The sequence below is a fragment of the Clostridioides sp. ZZV15-6388 genome (assembly GCF_020657755.1).
GTDB lineage: Bacteria > Bacillota > Clostridia > Peptostreptococcales > Peptostreptococcaceae > Clostridioides.
On sequence record NZ_JAGWCU010000021.1, the window covers coordinates 1 to 20,168 of the forward strand.

Annotated in this window: 14 protein-coding genes and 1 pseudogene; all 15 read right to left on the bottom strand. The window is 26.8% G+C overall.

Annotated features, from left to right (window positions below; genetic code table 11):
* Positions 1 to 88: 88 nt before the first annotated feature.
* The 15 genes and pseudogenes from KGF48_RS12995 to KGF48_RS13060 all read right to left on the bottom strand — a co-directional run bounded on the left by KGF48_RS12995 (position 89) and on the right by KGF48_RS13060 (position 19,887).
* Complete coding sequence (locus KGF48_RS12995; RefSeq protein WP_227840857.1) at positions 89 to 826, bottom strand: YdcF family protein; 738 nt, start codon at positions 824 to 826, stop codon at positions 89 to 91.
* A 16-nt stretch (positions 827 to 842) separates the two neighbouring features.
* Entirely contained in the window at positions 843 to 4,298 is a 3,456-nt protein-coding gene (locus KGF48_RS13000; RefSeq protein ID WP_227840858.1) for a PAS domain-containing protein, read from the bottom strand.
* A 33-nt stretch (positions 4,299 to 4,331) separates the two neighbouring features.
* The gene (locus tag KGF48_RS20690; RefSeq protein ID WP_413894807.1) at positions 4,332 to 5,684 is read right to left on the bottom strand and encodes a putative bifunctional diguanylate cyclase/phosphodiesterase; all 1,353 of its coding nucleotides are present in this window, start codon (positions 5,682 to 5,684) and stop codon (positions 4,332 to 4,334) included.
* Positions 5,685 to 5,738: 54 nt separating this feature from the next.
* Positions 5,739 to 6,416: pseudogene (locus KGF48_RS20695) on the bottom strand (cache domain-containing protein); the annotation flags it as partial.
* A 372-nt stretch (positions 6,417 to 6,788) separates the two neighbouring features.
* The gene (locus KGF48_RS13010) at positions 6,789 to 7,628 is read right to left on the bottom strand and encodes a prephenate dehydrogenase (protein WP_227840860.1); all 840 of its coding nucleotides are present in this window, start codon (positions 7,626 to 7,628) and stop codon (positions 6,789 to 6,791) included.
* Positions 7,629 to 7,643: 15 nt separating this feature from the next.
* Positions 7,644 to 8,177: a shikimate kinase gene (locus KGF48_RS13015; protein WP_227868116.1), complete on the bottom strand. Its 534-nt coding sequence runs from the start codon at positions 8,175 to 8,177 to the stop codon at positions 7,644 to 7,646.
* Positions 8,178 to 8,188: 11 nt separating this feature from the next.
* Complete coding sequence (gene aroE / locus KGF48_RS13020; RefSeq protein WP_227868117.1) at positions 8,189 to 8,998, bottom strand: shikimate dehydrogenase; 810 nt, start codon at positions 8,996 to 8,998, stop codon at positions 8,189 to 8,191.
* Between the two features lie 46 nt (positions 8,999 to 9,044).
* The gene (pheA, locus tag KGF48_RS13025) at positions 9,045 to 10,241 is read right to left on the bottom strand and encodes a prephenate dehydratase (protein WP_227868118.1); all 1,197 of its coding nucleotides are present in this window, start codon (positions 10,239 to 10,241) and stop codon (positions 9,045 to 9,047) included.
* 2 nt (positions 10,242 to 10,243) lie between these two features.
* Positions 10,244 to 11,323, bottom strand: coding sequence for a chorismate synthase (gene aroC, locus KGF48_RS13030; protein ID WP_227868119.1), 1,080 nt, complete (start codon positions 11,321 to 11,323; stop codon positions 10,244 to 10,246).
* Positions 11,301 to 12,614: a 3-phosphoshikimate 1-carboxyvinyltransferase gene (gene aroA, locus KGF48_RS13035; protein WP_227829932.1), complete on the bottom strand. Its 1,314-nt coding sequence runs from the start codon at positions 12,612 to 12,614 to the stop codon at positions 11,301 to 11,303. The genes aroC and aroA overlap by 23 nt, the downstream gene beginning before the upstream one ends.
* Complete coding sequence (gene aroB / locus KGF48_RS13040) at positions 12,614 to 13,678, bottom strand: 3-dehydroquinate synthase (protein ID WP_227840865.1); 1,065 nt, start codon at positions 13,676 to 13,678, stop codon at positions 12,614 to 12,616. Before aroB ends, aroA begins: the two co-directional genes overlap by 1 nt.
* Before the next feature lie 21 nt (positions 13,679 to 13,699).
* Positions 13,700 to 14,713, bottom strand: a complete 1,014-nt coding sequence (aroF, locus tag KGF48_RS13045; protein WP_227840866.1) for a 3-deoxy-7-phosphoheptulonate synthase — start codon at positions 14,711 to 14,713, stop codon at positions 13,700 to 13,702.
* 468 nt (positions 14,714 to 15,181) lie between these two features.
* Complete coding sequence (locus KGF48_RS13050) at positions 15,182 to 16,138, bottom strand: CorA family divalent cation transporter (RefSeq protein ID WP_227829935.1); 957 nt, start codon at positions 16,136 to 16,138, stop codon at positions 15,182 to 15,184.
* 313 nt (positions 16,139 to 16,451) lie between these two features.
* Complete coding sequence (locus tag KGF48_RS13055) at positions 16,452 to 17,150, bottom strand: response regulator (protein ID WP_227829936.1); 699 nt, start codon at positions 17,148 to 17,150, stop codon at positions 16,452 to 16,454.
* A 34-nt stretch (positions 17,151 to 17,184) separates the two neighbouring features.
* Positions 17,185 to 19,887, bottom strand: coding sequence for a sensor histidine kinase (locus tag KGF48_RS13060; protein WP_227868120.1), 2,703 nt, complete (start codon positions 19,885 to 19,887; stop codon positions 17,185 to 17,187).
* Positions 19,888 to 20,168: the final 281 nt, after the last annotated feature.

Sequence of the window (20,168 nt, forward strand, 5' to 3'; positions counted from 1 at the left end):
CCTTTATAATTATTGGATTTTTACATAAAAAATACTAGATATAAATTTATGATTTATATCTAGTATTTTTATTTGTCGCCTATTACTTTCATCTATCAAAAACAATTGTTTTCCATATTGCAAAAAATTCTCTTGTATAATATGTCGGAACAAATGAAAGCTTTGACTTACTAGCGTAAAAAGCAATATTTTTATATTCATTTCTAGATGCTAGTATTTTACTTCTAAGAACATGAAAATCAGTTGTTACAATTTTTACTTTTATATCTTTTATTCTTTTTCTACTATGCTCTTCTATCTTTAGCTTTGAATATTTAAAGTTTTCATAAGTATTTGTAGATTTATCTTCTTCTATTATTCTATTGTTATCTATACCATTTTTAACAAGATAATCCTTCATAGCTTTTGCCTCAGTTATATTTTCTCCATTACCCTTACCACCTGATACTACTACATAGCACTCATTATTAACTTTTAAATATTTTAAAGCAGTGTTTAACCTTCCCTTTAATGTAGTACTTGGCGTAGTCTTTTTTACAGAAGCTCCTAAAATCAAAAGATAATCACTTTTTGTCTCAAAACTATTTTTAGGATAAAAGATTATTAAGCTTTCAGTAATTATGAATACTATTAAGAAAACACTAATTAGTATTTTTAGCACTTTATAAAAAACCTTCTTTTCTTTAATTTTCTTTTTTAAGATTTGATAAACAATTAATAGCGTTCCTATAACTAAGAAAAATCCACTAAATGAAATACCACCAAAAACTATTTTAAGATAGAAATAGTAAATTATAAATATTAAACCCAATATTAAATTAATCATATTTCCATAATCCTTTTTATTTGTTTTTATTTTTATATAAAGAAATATCTATGCACTCTATAAGACAGTTATATTCTCCATCTATCCAATTAATCCAACTTGCCATCGATACATTTTCTCCAAATATATTTGTCTCCGTTTTAAATTTTGAATCTTTATTTTCTTTTAATCCATTAATCGGACAATTATTACAAGGAATATTAGATTTTAATAACGACTTATAACATTTATCTCCTATTTTTATTTCTAAACCTAAACTTGAGACCTTGTTATTAACAAAAAGAAGTTCATAAGTATTCGTATTTACTATATATATACAATTATCAATAGAATCAAGAACTTCTTTTAGTGATAGATTAGAATCTTCATATTCAATTTCCTCTTTAAGATTTTCTTCTTTCACGCTATCATTACTTATATTAGTTTCGAGTTTATTTTCACATATGCAATCATTATAAAGTGCATACTTATCTTTCCCTTTACTCTTTGCATAGTAAAGTGCCATGTCTGCTTTTTGATAAAGCTCTTCAAATACAGTTCCATGTTCTGGTACAAATGAAATTCCAACTGTACCAGATATCTTATACGTTTTTTTATTTTCAGTATAAGAATTTCTAAATATATTACATATTTTATCTGCTTTACTTTTAGCATTTTCAAAAGATTGTATATTCTTTAAGAATACTATAAACTCATCACCACCAATACGCCCCACTATATCATCTCTTCTAAATATAGGCTTTAATTGTTTAGAAACTTCATACAGAACTTTATCTCCAAAAACATGTCCTAAATTATCATTTATTGATTTAAAATTATCTATATCAATAATAAAGAAAGCATGAATCCCCGAATTTGATTCTTCTGAATTTAGAAAATCTTTAATAAGATTTTCTGTAGTACCTTTATTATATAATCCCGTCAAAGTATCTCTTTCAGCTTTTAATTTTAATTTGATTTCTTCATTTTTCTGTTCGTCGATGTCTTTAATATAAGCAAGTGCTTTTATATCATTCGTAATAGAATCTTTTATTAAATGCATTGTACAAAGCACCCAAATCATTTTATCATCTTGATTCATTCTTCTATATTCTAACTTTATTTCACTTATATTATTTTTATAGGCTTCTAATAAATGTTTACATAAAAATGTATTTAAAAATACTTCTTTATCATCTTTATGAATAACAGTCTCTGATATAGACTTCACAATTTCAGAGTAGTCATTACTTGGTTTAATTCCAAATTGTTGATACCAATTTTCATTTCCCATTATAAAAATATCCTTTGATACATTTATTTCATAGGTTATTATCGCTTCTGATAATATAGCAGAATGATATTTGTCTGCTTGATTATATCTTATTTCTGCTTCTTTTTGTTCACTTATATCTTCTTGTATCCCAATAGCTCTTATAGGTTTACCATCTTCATCAAAAATAGTAGTTAGTGTAATTTTGTTCCATATGTAGCCTTCATCTGGAACTCTTATTTTGACAACACAACTTGCAGTTTTTTCTCCATTTATTATCTTCTCATACATTTTTATAAAATCTTCACTAAAATCTTTATAAATAATTCCCGCTTCAACTAAAGAGTAAGGAACATTTTCATTTATTTTATCAATATTATAATTTTCCATGCTCTTATTAGTATTTACAAGCGATTTTGTATTTATATCATACTCAAATATAATATTTGATGTTTGATTTAATGCAATTCTAAATCTTTCTTCATTAATTTTGAGTTTTTGTTCTGCATTTTTTAAATCAGTTATATCAGTTAAAATCCAAATTCCTTTTTTACTACCATCGCTATCAGTAATGAGCCTTCCTTTGAGAGAAACCCATATAATATTACCATTGCGTTTTTTTATTCTATGTTCACCTACAGCAATATTTCCAATAATCAACTGATGCCTTATATTTTCAAGAATCTTTTTTCTATCATCATAAAAAACAAGATTACATGATTTATATTGAAGTTCCTCTTCTAACTGTTTACGTGTATATCCAATCATTGATAGATAACCAGAGTTAGCATATTGTATAGTAAAATCCTCATCAAATTCTGTTATAAGTATTCCACCTAATATATTTTCTGATACCATTTCAAGTTCTAAATTCTTTTGTTCCATCTCTTTTTCTAATTGTTTTGTTTTAGTAATGTCTACTGTAACACAACAAAGATATTTTTTACCATCAGGTTCTACTATAAGTTCCCCCTTATCAGCTATCCATACTGTATCACCACTTTTAGTTATAACTCTGTATTCCAATTCAATGGTTTTATTTTTATAGAGTTGTTCAGAAATTTCTTTTTTTACTCTTTCAACATCATCTTTGTGTATTATTTTATAAAAACTATTATTAAATAGTGTTTTTATTTCTTCTCTTGTATAACCAAATAAATCAACAAATCCATCACTTAAAAATTCAAACTCACATTTTTCATCAACAGTACATTTTTGAACTCCTCCAGGAATGCTATTTGTAATAGATGATATTTCCTTATTAGCTTTTAGAATATGCTTTTGCGATTTATTATTTTTATAAAAGATATATATTATTAGTACAATAAATAATAAGAACACTTTACAAATTAAAGAAAATGCTAATTGATTTATTTTATCAATATTTTTTCTTACAGTGTATTGTGGTATTACTGAAAGGACATACCAGTCATTTACACCTATTGGTGTATATGTTGCATAACGTTCTTTACCTTTATATTTATATGAAATAAAGCCACTCTTTTTATGTTTTGTATCTTCATATACTTTTTTATAGCTATAACCAGTATCAAAAGAAGCTTCCTTGAATATATCATATATATTACTACTTGCTCCAACTATAGCATTTGTATGTGAAGATTTCAAAACAAATTGTCCACTAGATTCAAATATATCTATATATCCTTCACTATTGAAACTTGTTATATCAATAAATTCAGCTAACTTGTCATTATAGTATGAACCATATAAAACACCAATAACTTTATTGTTTTTATATACAGGTGTAGCTATAACAAAAGTATCCTTCCCATCAATAGGAGATTTTACTACTTCAGATATATTACTATCTCCACTAATTGCTTTCTTAAAATATTTATAATTTGATATATCAACAACTTTTCCATCGCTAGTATGACTTCTTCCATCAGGAGAAGCAATAGAAATTCTTTGAAAATCAGATTCCTTTGATATTTTAGCCAACAATGGAATTATCTCAGGATTATCTATAGTATCAAAATATGAAACCATATTCGCTACACTCTTAACAAATGATAATGAACTGTCTAGTTTTATTTTTATGGCATTAGAGCTCTGTAAAGATATTTCTTTTAAATTAACTCTATTGTTTTCTTCTTCTTGAACATTAGTTTTAAATGCAAAATCAGAAAAAGAAATTATTGTGAATAAAAATATTAAAATAATACTCATTGCGCTTTTTAACGATTTTGCTCTTATCACTTACTTACCACCTCCAAATTAAAATTCATTGACCTATATTTTATAGACTAATTTTTCAAATTCTTTAACTGGTAATGGTTTTGAAAAATAATAACCCTGAATAATATCACAATTTGCTTTTCTTAACATTTCTACCTGACTTTTAGTTTCAATTCCTTCAGCAACTACTCTTATTCCCAATTGCTTAATAAGCGAAACTATACTTTTTATGACAATTTGACTTTTATCAATATTCTTATCATCAATAAAAAATCCTCTATCTAGTTTAATTACGTTTAAAGGTATATTTTTAAGCATATTCACAGAAGAATATCCTGACCCAAAATCATCCATCGAAAGTATAAATCCAATATCTTGTAGACTTCTACTTACCTCAAACAGAGTATCCGTATCTCCAAACATACTAGATTCAGTAATTTCAATTTCTATTAAACTATATGGTATTTTATATTTATCACATATATTAACTATTTTTGTAATAAAATCTTTTTTAAAAAAATCAACTCTTGAAAAGTTTACAGATATAGGTAAAGGTGAAATACCTTTATCAAATAAAGTTCTAATTTCTTTACAAGCTTGTTCTAATATGTACATATCAATTTTTGTAATAAACCCATTCTTTTCAAATATAGGAATAAAATCACTTGGATATATAAATTCTTTTTCTGTATATTGCCATCTAACTAGTGCCTCACTTCCACAGAATTTCTCTGATTTAATATTGTATTTTGGTTGTAAATACATTATGAATTGATTATTTTCAAGTGCATATTCCATCTTTTTTTCTATTTTATCTTCAAGTAATAACTTATCTCTTAGCTCGTCATTAAAAAAAGCAAAATTTATATCTCTATTATTTTTTATTGATAATTTAGCAAGTGAAGCTCTATCACTATATGCACTTATAGATAAGCTCTTATCCTTAATTTCATATATTCCAAAAGATAAGTTTACAAAATCATTATTGATAATGATTTTTTTAATAACATTTATTATATCTTCTCTTGTGTCATACGATAACAACATATTAAAATTATCAGAACTCACACGAGCAAAAGTTTCATTATTATGAGTTATACTATCTAATGTATACGCAATATCTTTTAAAATTGAGTTTCCTTTTTTATGACCATATATATCATTAATTGCTTTGAATTTATCAATATCAAATATAACCATTGCATGTTTATCATTTTGTGATGCTTTCTTTAGCAGATTTCTAACATCTAACTCAAATTTTCGCCAGTTTGAATAACCAGTTACAAAATCTGTATATGCCATTTTTTCTATAGTTTTTTGACTCTTTGCTTTTGAATATAATATGTACAGTATAACACCTAAAAACAAAAATGAAAGTATAATCCATCCAATAATTGTAATTATCATTAAATTATTTAGTTTTTTAGATACGACCATCTTTGGAACGACTGATATTATAAACCAATCATTTATTCCTAAAGAAGTATATGCCATATAAAATTCTTTTCCTGATTCTTTAGCCTCTACTACGCCTTTATCTGATATTTTCATATTTTTAAAAGTAAATATTTTTTTAAAATTAACTTGTGAAAGATTTGTAATATTTGAATTTGAATTTTTATGATAAGATGGAATGATTATTTCACCATTGCTATCACATATAAGCGAAAAACCTTCACCATTAAAGGTTGAAATAGACAAAAATTCAGATACAAACTCAACATCATAATCAGCTGCAATAACAGCAACAATTTTACCATTATTGTATAATGGGACTGCATATGTTTTAGTCAATTTTCCAGTATCTTTATCTATTAGGGGCTTTGATATATTAGCTGTACCTTTAATGGCCAACTTAAAATAATCCCTATCTGAAAAATCTGTTCCAAAAATACCTTTAGCATAACCTTTACCATTCGGTAAAATCATACCAATGTTATTATAGTTGCTATTTTTATTATATGATTCCAAAATTTTCAAAGTTTCTTCTAAATCAAAATTATCTTCTATTTCTAAAATCTTAGAAATATTTTCCAATTCGTTTAAATTACTTTTTAATTTACTATTAATTGCAATTTTACTCTCTTCACTAATTTCTGACAAGTAATTTTTTGTTTCATATTCAAGTACATCATCCATATTACTTATATAAAAAAACGCAAATACACTAAAAAAGAATACTACTATAAATGATATTAATATACTTTTTAATATTTGCCTACTGTATTTCAAGTGGCTACACCTCACCCTCTCAATTAGTTATATTTAGTTGATTCACTTTATTTTACTATTAAAAACTCTTTTTTACAATTGAGTTTCATAAATTGTTAATAAAGAACAAGTTAAATAAATATATTACTTATGGAATAATAAATTTAAAGGGTATAAATACAACAATAACATATTTAATCATATTAGTCTTATAGTTACTAATGTAATTAAATATGCTATTTTTTATATTTATACCCATTGACATATACTTTTAAATTTATATAGCTTATATGAAGGTTTCTATTTTTCTAAATGTTCTCTTCTTATTGAAGATGTTTTAAAATATTCAACTAGTTTATTTTTATCGTTATTAAAGATAGCCTCTTTTATTAAATTTACTTCTATCTCAAAATTTTCTATAGATTTTAATAAATTATCTCTGTTTCCTAAAAAAAGTTCACTCCATAGGTCTTCATTCATATTTGCAATACGAGTTAAATCTCTATAACTATCTCCAATAAATTTACCTGTATCTCTACCTTCTTCGTCACTATTTATAAGAGCAACTGCCATTACATGAGGTAACTGAGATGTAAAAGCTATCATTTCATCATGTTTTTGTGCAGTCAATTTTTTTACTCTTTTAAAACCTATTTCTAAAATTAAATTCTCAACAAACTCTAAGTTTTTTATATTATTTCTGCCAGTTGGAGTAATTATATAATTTGCTTTTTTAAATACCTCATCGCTAGCAAAATCAATTCCCTTTTTTTCTCTACCTGCCATTGGATGACCAAATATAAAATCTACATCATCTGGAATAATTTTCAAGACATCATTTATAAGAACTTCTTTTATTCCTGTGGTATCAGTAATTATAGTTCCTTTTTTGAAAAATTCTTTGTTATTTTCTAAAAAATTTACAATTAATCTAGGATATATAGACAATATAATCAAATCAGCTTGTTTAAAAAACTCCTTACCTGTAGTACATCCTTTTTTGATAATTTTTAACTCTTCTGCTTTTTTCAGAGTTTCAGAATCTATATCTACTCCAAACACATCTTCATATCCAGCTTTTTTTAATGCCTTAGCAAAAGAACCTCCTATAACTCCTAATCCTACAACAACAATATTCATTATTCTTATTTCCCCCTAGATTATTTTTTCGTTAAATTCAAATTTAAAATTTTTATTAATTGCATTTTTGATATTATATACAGCATCATTTAATGATTTATCATTTAAAATTTCTATATCTGCAGCATTTTTATAAAGATTTATCCTTTCATTATAAAGATTATATAATTTCTCTTTTCCATCTTGTAATAAAGGTCTTGAATTAATATTTATATCCTCTAAAATTTTTTCTATAGGTCTATTAATAAAAAGTATTATTCCTACTTCTTTGAGTATCTCTATATTAATATCTTTTTTTATTACACCACCACCAGTAGAAACTACTGTTTTATCACTAGCAGAAAGTTCTCTACATGCTTGTGTTTCATAATTTCTAAAAACATCTTCTCCTTCCAAAAATAGCCCTGCTATACTTTTTTGAGATATTTTATTTATATAATCATCCATATCACAAAAACTACAATTATATTCCTGTGATAAAAGTTTTCCAATTGTAGTTTTTCCACTACCCGGCATACCTATTAATATTACCTTTTCTTTGTTTATCATAATCAATCCCCCTATAAAAAGTTTAATTTTATTTCTTCATATATAATATTTAAAGCACCACTATCTATTTTAATATTTTGCCATATTTCTTGAGACTTTACTGCTTGCCCAACCAACATATATAATCCATCACACGTTTTTTTACCTAGACTCTGACCAATTTCTAAAAAATGAGTTTTTTTAGGATTGTAAATCAAATCTACTAATATATCAAAATTTTGTATAATAGATTTTGGGACAGGTGATAATCCTACATTAGGATACATTCCTACTGGAGTTGCATTTAATATTATATTCCCTTTTATATTCTCAAGCTCCTCATAATCTATTAATATAGCTAAATTATTTGATAGCTTTTTATTATCTTTTTTTCTAGTTGAAACATAAACTTTATCTATTCCAGAATCAAGAAGATATGTAATGGCTGCTTTAGATGCACCGCCAGTACCTAATATAACAGCTGTCTTTCCTTGAATATCAATATTAGCTACTTTGAACATAATATCAAGTCCAAAATAATCTGTATTATAGCCATATAATTTGTTCTCTTTAAGTAAAATTGTGTTAATTGCCCCTATACGCTTTGCTTCTGGAGATATAAAATCTAAAAATTCCATGACTCTTTCTTTATATGGGACAGTAATATTTACACCTTTGATTCCCAATAATTTTATAGCATCATCCAACATTGGTATATTTTCTTTTGAAATCTCAAAGTTCTTATAAGCACCTTCAATATTCAATATTTCAAATAACCTCTTATGAATTTGAGGGGAAACACTATGAGATAGCTTTTCACCTATTAGAGCAAAAAAATTCATCTTTACACCTCCTAATCATTCTGTTTAAATAAAAAATTATATTTATCTATTCAATTTTATTTCTATATACACCGATAAATTTAAAGTATGCTGTATTACGTTCTATCATGTCTAACAAACTACATACTTTTGAATCATATATAGAACATTCGAAATCTATATAAAAGAAATATCTCCAAGAAGCATTTTTCATTGGTCTTGATTCTATTTTTGTCATATTTATATTGTTTTCAGCAAAGTATCCAAGTATTTTATAAAGCTTTCCAGCTTCATGCTCAACAGAAAATACGATACTCATCTTGTTTGACTCTTCTTCAATGTGTATCTCATTACTAATTACCACGAATCTAGTATAATTGTCTGTCATATCATTTATACATGGACTTATTATTTCTAATCCATAAATCTTTGCAGCTTTTTTACTAGCAATTGCTGCCTTTGTTTTATCCTGAAGTCTCTTAACAAGTTCAGCACTAGTTGCTGTGTTATTAAAAGGTATCAATTTCCATTGACTATTTTGTTTTAAAAATTCACTACTTTGACCTATTCCTTGTGGATGTGAATATATTTCTTTAATATCTTCAAGCTTTGTACCCTTTATCCCAATTAAATTTTGATTTATTTTTATACATTCTTCTCCAACTATATAAAATCCATATTTTCCTAAAAGGTCATAAGTCTCAGAAATCGCTCCTGTAGACGAATTTTCTATAGGTATTATTCCATAATTTATTTCTTTATTTTGAAGTGCTATAAAGACATCTTCAAATTCTTTAAATTGTTTTTTTATGATTTTAGTATTAAAAAATTTTGTTAGTGCTTCTTCTGTAAATGAACCTGATGTACCAGGAAACCCTACTAGGAGATTTTTTTTATTAAGTTCGCTTTTTACTGATTTATATTTATATATATTTAACAAATCAAAATTTTCATTTAATGAATTTGAACTATTTTCATTTTTTTCCTCTACATCATTATCTATTAATCTTTTTTGCAAATTCTTACTAACTTCCATTATTGAATTAAAAAATTGCACAGTCTCTTGTGAATATTTTTTATCTTCTAGATTATTTACTGCTTTACTCAATACTTTTTCTTCTCTATCTTTTTGAAGTATAGTAGTATTATTTCTCATTTTATGCCTAGCAATTTCGAGAACTATATTCATCCTTTTTTCAAATAATTTGACAAGTTCCTTATCTATATCATCAATTTTATTTCTATATCTCGTTAAATCCTCCATTATTATCGTCCTTTCATCAAATCAAAAATTCCAATAGCTGTTACTGCTTCTATTACAGGTATAGCTCTTTGAACTATACAAGGGTCATGTCTACCTTTAATAGCTAAAACATCATCTTTTTTATCTTCTATATTAACAGTGTTTTGTTGTTTACTAATTGATGGAGTTGGCTTAATTGCTACTTTAAAAATTATTGGCATTCCATTTGTAATCCCTCCAATAACCCCTCCATTATTATTAGTTTTACTTTTTACTGTATCTCCAACGTAGTACATTTCATCATTGCTTTGAGAACCATACATATCTGTAATATCAAATCCCAATCCAAATTCTACACCTTTTATGGATGGAACAGAAAATAGTAAATGTGATAGAGTAGATTCAACAGAATCAAAAAACGGATTTCCAACACCTACATTGACACCTATCACTGCACATTCAATTATACCTCCAACTGAATCTCCATGATTTTTTGCATCTAGAATAGTATTTTTTATGGCTTCTTCCTTTGATAAATCAAGTAAAGGTAATTCTAAATTTTGTAAATTTAATAATTCTTGTTTTGAAATGTCTACATAATTAAAACCCTTATCCTCTATATTCTTGATCTTTTTAATGTGAGCTGCTATCTCTATACCTTCTTGTGATAAAATTTGTTTACATATAGCACCACAAAATACTAATGGAGCAGTTATTCTTCCTGAAAAATGTCCTCCTCCTCTATAGTCATTAAACCCAGAATATTTTATATGACCTGTATAATCTGCATGACCTGGTCTCATCAAGTTTTTAACTTCTCCATAATCTTTTGAACGAGTATCACTATTTCTTATAATCGCACATAATGGAGTTCCTGTAGTTTTTCCATCAAAATATCCACTTAAAATTTCTGGTATATCACTTTCATTTCTTGAAGTTGATATAGAATTTTTTCCTGGTGCTCTTCTTTTCATTTCTTTGTCAATCTTATCAAGGTCTAACTCGATACCTGCAGGAAGTCCATCTATATTTATACCTATAGCATTTCCATGAGATTCTCCAAAGATGGATATTTTCAAATTATTTCCCCATATTCCACTCATCAATTCTTCCTCCTAACATCTCAAAATCTTTAAAAAAATGTGGATAAGACTTTGATACACACTCAAAATCTTTCAATATGATTGGCTTATCACATCTACAAGAAGCAATTGCAAGTGTCATTGCAATCCTGTGGTCTTTGTGACTCCATACTTCTACACCTCCATTTAATTTGCTTACTCCTTCAATTATCAAACTATCCTCTTTTTCCTCTATATTCGCCCCTAGCTTACTCAACTCAATATTTATTGCATGAAGTCTATCACATTCCTTAATTCTAAGTCTTCCAGCATTTATTATGGTCGTCTTCCCTATACTTAAAGCTGCTACCACAGATAAAACTGGTATTATATCTGGACATTGAGATGCATCTATCAAAGTACTATTTAAACAGTTTGCTATTCCTTTGATTTTGTTGTCTTCTCTTAAAATTTCCATACCCATTCTTGATAAAATCTCGATAACTTCACTATCTCCTTGAAGAGAATTTTCTTTAAGGTCAAGTATGTTAATATCTTCTCCAATAGCATCTGCTGATAAATAAAATGCACCTTGAGAATAATCTCCTTCAACTTTATAATCTCTAGCTTTATAAGTTTGATTTCCTTTTATGATAAATTCTTTATAATTATTATTTACAATTTCTACTCCAAAATCTTTCATAGTTGAAATAGTTAAATCTAAATACCCTTTAGATTCTAGTTCAGTGGTAATTATTATCTTTGAATCACTATCTAATGTAGGCAATATAAATAATAATCCTGTTATAAATTGAGAACTTATATTTCCTTTTACTCTAAATTCATCTGGTTTAAGTTTTCCTGATACAATTAAATCCAGTTTATTTTCTTTGTAGCTATATTCTATCCCCTGTCTGTCAAATATCTCATAATAAGTATCAAGTGGTCTTTTTCCAAGATTACCTCTTCCTATAAATCTTTTTACTCCATCAAAAGCTAAAGATATAGGTACCAGAAATCTTAAAGTAGAACCTGACTCATTACAATCTATAGTCAGTTTAGGTTGATTCAATTGATTCTCTTTATTTAAGATTGCTTCTTTAGAATAGATTCCTGTGATTTCTAAAATATCTTCTTTTTTTTCTATAGTTGCTCCTAATGATATCATTGCTCTTATAGTAGCTATAATATCATCAGAAAAATCTATATTAGAAATTCTACTTTTTCCATCACTTAAAGCTGCACAAATAACTGCTCTATGTGCCATACTTTTTGATGGAGGAATTTTTACATTGCCTGATAATTTGCTTGGATATATTTTTAAGCTTCCCATCATTTTACCTCCTGAAAAAATTTAGAAGTAGTATCATATATAATACTTTCTCCAATATCCTTTAAAAGTATTATTTTTAGTGTATCACCTAGATTTTTTTTATCGAGAGATATAGTGTCTATTATAGATTTATTATCTCCTAATTCAACTTCATAAGGTAAATCATAATTTATTAAAATTGATTTTATAAGTTCTGATGTACCTTGTTTTGTAATCCCTCTTTTTTCACTCTCTAATGTTATCTTATACATACCTACACCAACAGCTTCTCCATGAGTATAACCTGTAAAGTTATAGTGTTTCTCAATAGCATGACCTAGTGTGTGCCCAAAATTTAAAAGCATCCTATCTCCTAAATCTTTCTCATCAGCTTCAACTACAGTTTTTTTGATAAGGCAACATTTGTGTATAATGTATTCTATATGTTGCATCACTTCTTCCCTGTTTTTTAAGTTTACAAGCTTATTAAAAAAAGTTTTATCTTTTATACATCCATACTTTATAACCTCTGCCATTCCATCTCTATAAAATTTTTCTGGAAGAGATGATAATACATCTGGGTCAATAAATACTGCTTTAGGCTGATAAAAACTTCCCACTAAGTTTTTTCCTCTTTCAAGGTCAACTCCAACTTTTCCACCTACAGAACTGTCCACTTGAGCTAATAGAGATGTTGGAATTTGAATAAAATTTACACCTCTTAAAAAAGTTGCTGCTGTAAATCCTCCTAAATCTCCAATTACCCCTCCTCCTAGTGTAATAATCAAATCTTTTCTAGTTAACTTAAAGTCAAGTAAACTATCATATATTTTAGGTAGAGTGTTAAATGACTTTGTCTCTTCACCAGCTTCTAATATTATAGCTCTAGTTTCAAATCCAGATTCAATCAAATTATTTTTAACTTCATCTAAATATAATTTTGCTATATTTTCATCTGTAACAATAAAAATCTTATTCCCAGAATATATTTTTTTAATTTCTTTACCTATATTTTTTAATATACTTTTTTTTATAAATATATTGTAACTATTCTCTTTTAGATTAACTAATAATTTTTCTTCCACGTTTAACCATCCTTCTATAGATTATATTTCTCTTCCAACTGCTGATGCGATAGTTTTTAGTTCATTTATTAATCCATCATACTCATCTGGTTTAATTGATTGTTTACCATCACAAAGTGCATGAGCTGGGTCATTATGAACTTCTATTATTAAACCATCTGCTCCAACCGCAATTGCTGCTTTAGATAGAGAGTCAACCATCCATGATTTTCCTGCTGCATGACTTGGGTCAACTATGACTGGTAAATGGCTAAGTTTTTTTACAGCTAAGATTGCACTTAAATCCAAAGTATTTCTAGTGTATGTTTCAAAAGTTCTTATACCTCTTTCACAAAGAACTACATTTTCATTTCCTCCAGCCATTATATATTCAGCTGACATTAGCCACTCTTCAATTGTAGCAGATAATCCTCTTTTTAAAAGTATTGTTTTATTTGTTTTTCCTAATTCTTTTAATAAATCAAAGTTTTGCATGTTTCTTGCTCCAACTTGAATTACATCTACATTTTCTTCAAATACATCTATATCTTGTGTTGACATTATTTCTGTAACTATAGGAAGACCTGTTTTTTCTTTTGCTTTTTTTAATAAATCTAATCCATCATATCTTAATCCTTGGAAAGCGTATGGAGATGTTCTTGGCTTGAATGCTCCTCCTCTTAAAAATCCCGCTCCTGATTTTTTTACATCTTCAGCTATAGAAACTATTTGTTCTTCTGTTTCAACAGAACAAGGACCAGCTATCATAGTAAGTTTTTTTGACCCAATTTCCATACCATCGACATTTATAATTGAAGGTTCTGGATGAAATTTTCTATTTGCTTTTTTAAAAGGTTCTACTACATGCATAACTTTTTCAACTACCTTATTCGCTTCTATTCTTTTAGCATCTATTTTACTAGTATCTCCAACTAACCCTAAAACAGTTAATTCTTTTCCATCTATAGGATTCACTTCTACACCCTCTCTACAAATAGCTTCTATTAATTTCTTAACTTCTCTCTTATCTGCTCCTACTTTTAATACTACTATCATCTTTACTACCCCCTAATATTGTAATTTTATATTTGAGTTTAAAATAAAAAAGAGAACTCATTAATGAGTTCTCTAAAATAATCTATTAAGCATCAAATCTTACATGACCGTATAAAATAATCATTTTTATAAAATTTACCTATGCCCAAGGTTATTAAAATCAAGGCCTCACCAGAAAGGAATTACATGTATTTTTGTAAAAGAAATAGCCAGCGCTAAAATAAAAGCCCCAGAACATAAAATAAAAAAAGCTATAAAGTTTTGCCACTAGTTCTTTTAAAATCCCTTTCATAGTATTATCCTCCATTTTTATAATTTATTACTCTTCTTGTTTAATAATTATAGCAAAGAAAATATAATTGTCAATATTTTCTATAAATATTTTCAATTTAAAATATTTCTTTATTTTCTTAATTCACTTTTTCTTTTAATACCTTTTTCTAAAATCGTTTAAAAAGCATCTTATTTTTACAATAATTTTTTTATTTTAAATATTATAATTCCAACAAAAACTATGCCTAACATCAAAAGTAATGTTGCTGGATATCCATAAAGCCAATTTAGTTCTGGCATATACCTAAAGTTCATTCCATATATTCCCGTTATAATTGTAAGTGGTGCAGAGATAGCCGTAAGTAAAGTCAATTTTGTAATTAAGTGATTCGTTTTTTCACCTACTCTAGAAGAATAAATATCTAGGAGTTTATCTGCCAGCTCACGTGTTGATAATGCAAAATTATATAATTTATCAATACCAAAATCTATCCCTTGAAAATTTTCAAGATTATATTTTTTTACATTGGAGTATTTTAAATATCGTATATTTTCTTTAATTATTCTATCTCCAATATATAAAAGTGGTCTGGTGTTTTTAACTATAGTTCTAGTCAATCCTCTTACATCACTTATTCTAGAAACATGATTTTTATGAATATTGTCCATCATCTCATCTTCTATTTCAAGAATTAACTCTTCAACTTTTTCTAAAGATTCGAAGCCATTTTTTATAACTTCTCTAAAAATTAAATAATTTATCTTAAAAAGGTTGATGACAGGATTTTTTTCAAGTTGAGAATTTTTTAAAATAAGATTCTTTACAAATTCAAATAAAAAATGCTCTTCATTTACAACAACTAATATAAAATTATCTGATAAATACATATTTACTTCTTCTATAACAGCTTCTCCATTTCTCAATTCAAAGGTATTTAGGCTCAAAAAATCATAATTATCAAATAAATCAAGCTTTGTTATTTCATCAAATTTAAGACAATCATTAAATGTTATTTCATCTATATCCAAAGTTTCCTTGAGTAATTTTAAATTTTTTGGAGCACTTAATATAAGATATGAATTTTCTGGTATATAAAATTTCACTCTAAAATCTTCCACAATCTCTCTTGTATTCAAATTCAATATATACATAAATCTACTCCTAAACTTCAGTTTACATTTTAAAAATTACATATATTTATTACTGTAATTATTTTTCACTATTTCAGTAATTATTATTTAATATTTATTTATATTAAATTTATTAGAAAATAAATATTAAATCTTTTATCTTTTAACTTAGACTTTTCTTACAAATTATACCATACTTTTATTTTAAAATGTGTTTAATATTATCAATGCTAAAAAAGTACTAAAAAATGAAATGCATATACTTAAATTAATAATAGCATACACACTTCATTTTAACTTAATCTAAATTATACAATTGTAGTATCCATTTTGTCTATTCATCATTTAGTCTATATCCAACACCAACTTCTGTAATTATATACCTAGGGTCAGCGGGTTGCTTCTCTATTTTTCGTCTTAATGTTGCCATAAAAACTCTTAAGGACTTAGTTTCATTTCCTATAATACTACCCCATATTTCTTTTATTATAAAATTATGAGTAAGTACTTTTCCATGATGCTTTGCAAGTAATGAAAGAATATTATATTCAATTGGTGTCAAATGTACTTCGTTATTGTCAACAATGACTTTTCTTTTATCAAAATCAATAAATAACTCATCTACTTCAAACGTAGATCTAATCTCTTCTTTTTGCTGTAATTCTACTTGTGAGTGTCTAAACGCAACCCTTACCCTAGCTAATAACTCTACTATAGAAAATGGTTTTGTTAAGTAATCATCTGCACCTGCATCAAACACTTCTACCTTTTCTCTGTCTTGTTCTCTAGCTGAAACTACAATTATTGGTATATTTGAAAACTGCCTAATAGCTTTTATTACCTCTATTCCATCCATATCTTCTAGCCCTAAATCCAAGAGAACGACATCTGGAGAATATGAGACAGCAATTGATATTCCTTCTTTACCAGTTATAGCCTCTTTAACATCATAATCTTGTGTTGCAAGTGCAGTAGATATAAATTTTCTTATTGTTTTATCATCCTCTACTAATAATATAAGTTTTTTACTCATTTCTTCCTCCAAAACTAGATTTCAAAATTTCATACTATTCACTTTCTTTGGGCAAACTAAATTTAAAAGTTGAACCTTTATCTTTATTATTTACTACTAAAATTTCACCTTTATGAGCTTGAATTATAGATTTACAAATTGATAATCCAAGTCCAACACCTTTTCTAGAATCCTTAGTACCTTCTTCTCCAGTAAAGAATCTATCAAATATATGCTCCTTCAGTTCTTTGGATATTCCAGGACCATTATCAGACACTTCAAACCAAACATAATCTTCTTTTTCATATACAATTATATTTATTTTACAATCCTCTTTTGAATATTTTAAAGCATTATCTATTAGATTAATTAAAACCTGTTCTATTAATTTGGCATCCATAGGAACAAATAATATTTGCTCTGGTATATTAATATCTATAATTGCATTTTCAATTCTTTTTTTAATATTTTGTAATGCCTCTGATATAATTTCCTCAACAAGTTCAGAACGTTTTTTGACTTCTAACTTTCCTTCATCTATCTTAGTCATGCTAAGTAAATTTTCAACAAGTCTTATTAACCACTGAGTATCTTCATATACACCACTAAGTAGCTCATCTATTATATCCTGACCTATAGTATCTTTATTTTTTATAATTGTACTAACTGCTCCAGATATTCCTGCTAATGGTGTTCTGAGGTCATGTGAAACTGCTCTTAAAAGATTACTTCTAAGCCTCTCTCTTTCTATCTCAAGATTAGTATTTTCTTTTGCTTCTGATAGAATTTCTCTATCAAGAGCTATTGCCATTTGAGCAGTTATTGTTTCAATTAAACTTATATCTTCTGTATCTAATTTTGAATCAACACACGATATACCAATAACCCCCAAAGTTGAATTCATACCTATAATTGGTATATAATATCCTTTTGAACCAGGAAGTGTATCTGTATCACTACCTGCTACTGTTGAATTAGACAAAACCCAACTTGCAACAGCTTTTTCATCTTCTATATCTAAATCGTTTTTATCCTTATTAGCAGTATTTTTTTTATAGAACTTTGATTTCTTATCCTTATCCATATTTAAATAGCAAACTATATCTCTACTTAGGCTAAGACATAAAAGTTCTATACCCTTATTTACTATATCATCTTTATTTGACAATCTTAAAAATCCCTTAATTATTTGATATATCATTTTTGTATTTTCTTCTCTTTTAGCAGCTGTATCTGCCTCATGTTGTATCTTAGATGTAAGAGTACTAGTTATTATACCAACTATTGAGAATACAACTAATGTTACTATATAATTTGAATCAGCTATTGACAATGTATATAAAGGTGCTGTAAAAAAATAATTTAACAGTACTATATTAAATACAGAGCTTATTATCCCTGTACTATATCCTTTGGTCCACATAGAAACCAAAACTACACCTAACATATATATTAGTAATATATTTTCTCTTATAAATCCCATACTTTGTACTATATATGCCAAAATGCTTATCACTAAAGTAATAATTATAAGTTTTATAAAATCAATTTTACTGATTTTAAATTTTGATTTTATTGATGAGTTATCCTTTTTAGGTCTATATTTAACTTCTGAAGCAAATTTGTAAGGGATTATATGTATATCTATATAATCAACTTCATCTATTAATTTGTCAACTATATCTTTTTTCAGTTTTTTACTCAATTTTTTAGTATTTGAATGATTTCTACCTATTACAATTTTTGTTACGTTTCTTATCTTGGCAATTCTAAGTATCTGTTCTATTACATTTTCACCATGTAAAACAATTATCTCACCACCTAACTTCTTAGCTAGTTTTAAATTGTTTTGTAATTGTTTTTGTTCCTCAAAAGGTAATTTTGCTGTATTTGGAGTTTCAACATATAAAGCCATCCACTTAGCAAATGTACTATCTGCTATTCTAGAAGCGGTTCTAATAACCTTTGCTGAAGATGGAGATGGGCTTATACATGCAAGAAGTGTATCTGATGTAGGTATTACTGTTACATCACCCTTTGATAATCTAGTCATTTGAACTTCTTTATTTACTCTTTCAGCTGTTTTTCTAAGTGCAATTTCTCTAAGTGCAACTAAATTGTCTTTTATAAAAAAATTATCTTTCGCTCTAATTGCCTGTTCCTTTTTATATATTTTACCTTCATTAAATCTTTCAAGAAGTACATCAGGTTCAACATCTATAAGCTCTAATTGCGTACTTGTATCTAAAAATTTATCTGGTATAGTTTCTTTGACTGATACATTTGTAATTATCTCCACGATATCATTTAAACTTTCTAGATGTTGTACATTTACAGTAGTATATACATTTATACCTGCTAGTAATAATTCCTCTATATCCTGCCATCTTTTAGTATGCCTTAACCCAGTGACATTGGAATGAGCAAACTCATCAACTAATATAACTTCTGGCTTTCTTGCTAATGCCGCATCTAAATCAAACTCTTTTAATTTTATAGACTTATATTCTATTTCTTTTACAGGAAGAGTCTCTAATCCATCAAGTAATGCTAATGTTTCTGGTCTAGTATGTGGTTCAATATATCCAACTACTACATCAATCCCTACTTTTTTTAAATTTTGTGCAGACTCCAACATAGAATAAGTTTTACCTACACCTGCTGCATACCCAAAAAATATTTTTAACTGACCTCTATTTAGTTTTTTCTCTTCATTCTTTATTTTTTTTAATAGAATATCAGGATTTGGTCTGTCCATCAAACAACCTCCTTGTACATTTCATTACTATTATAATATCAATTCTAGTATAAAAATGTAGTTAAGATGTATTTTTAATGATTAAGATTATGTAAAGATACAAATATGTACTTTAATTGTAAAATAAAAATGCCTAAATAATAGGCATTTTTATTTTTTATACATTCATTTTTGTCAATTCTCTTGTTTTGATTTATATATATTTTTGATTTATATTTTATTGAAAATGCATTAACAGTTTTAAATATGCAAATACATATTTAAATAAAACTATTACTACA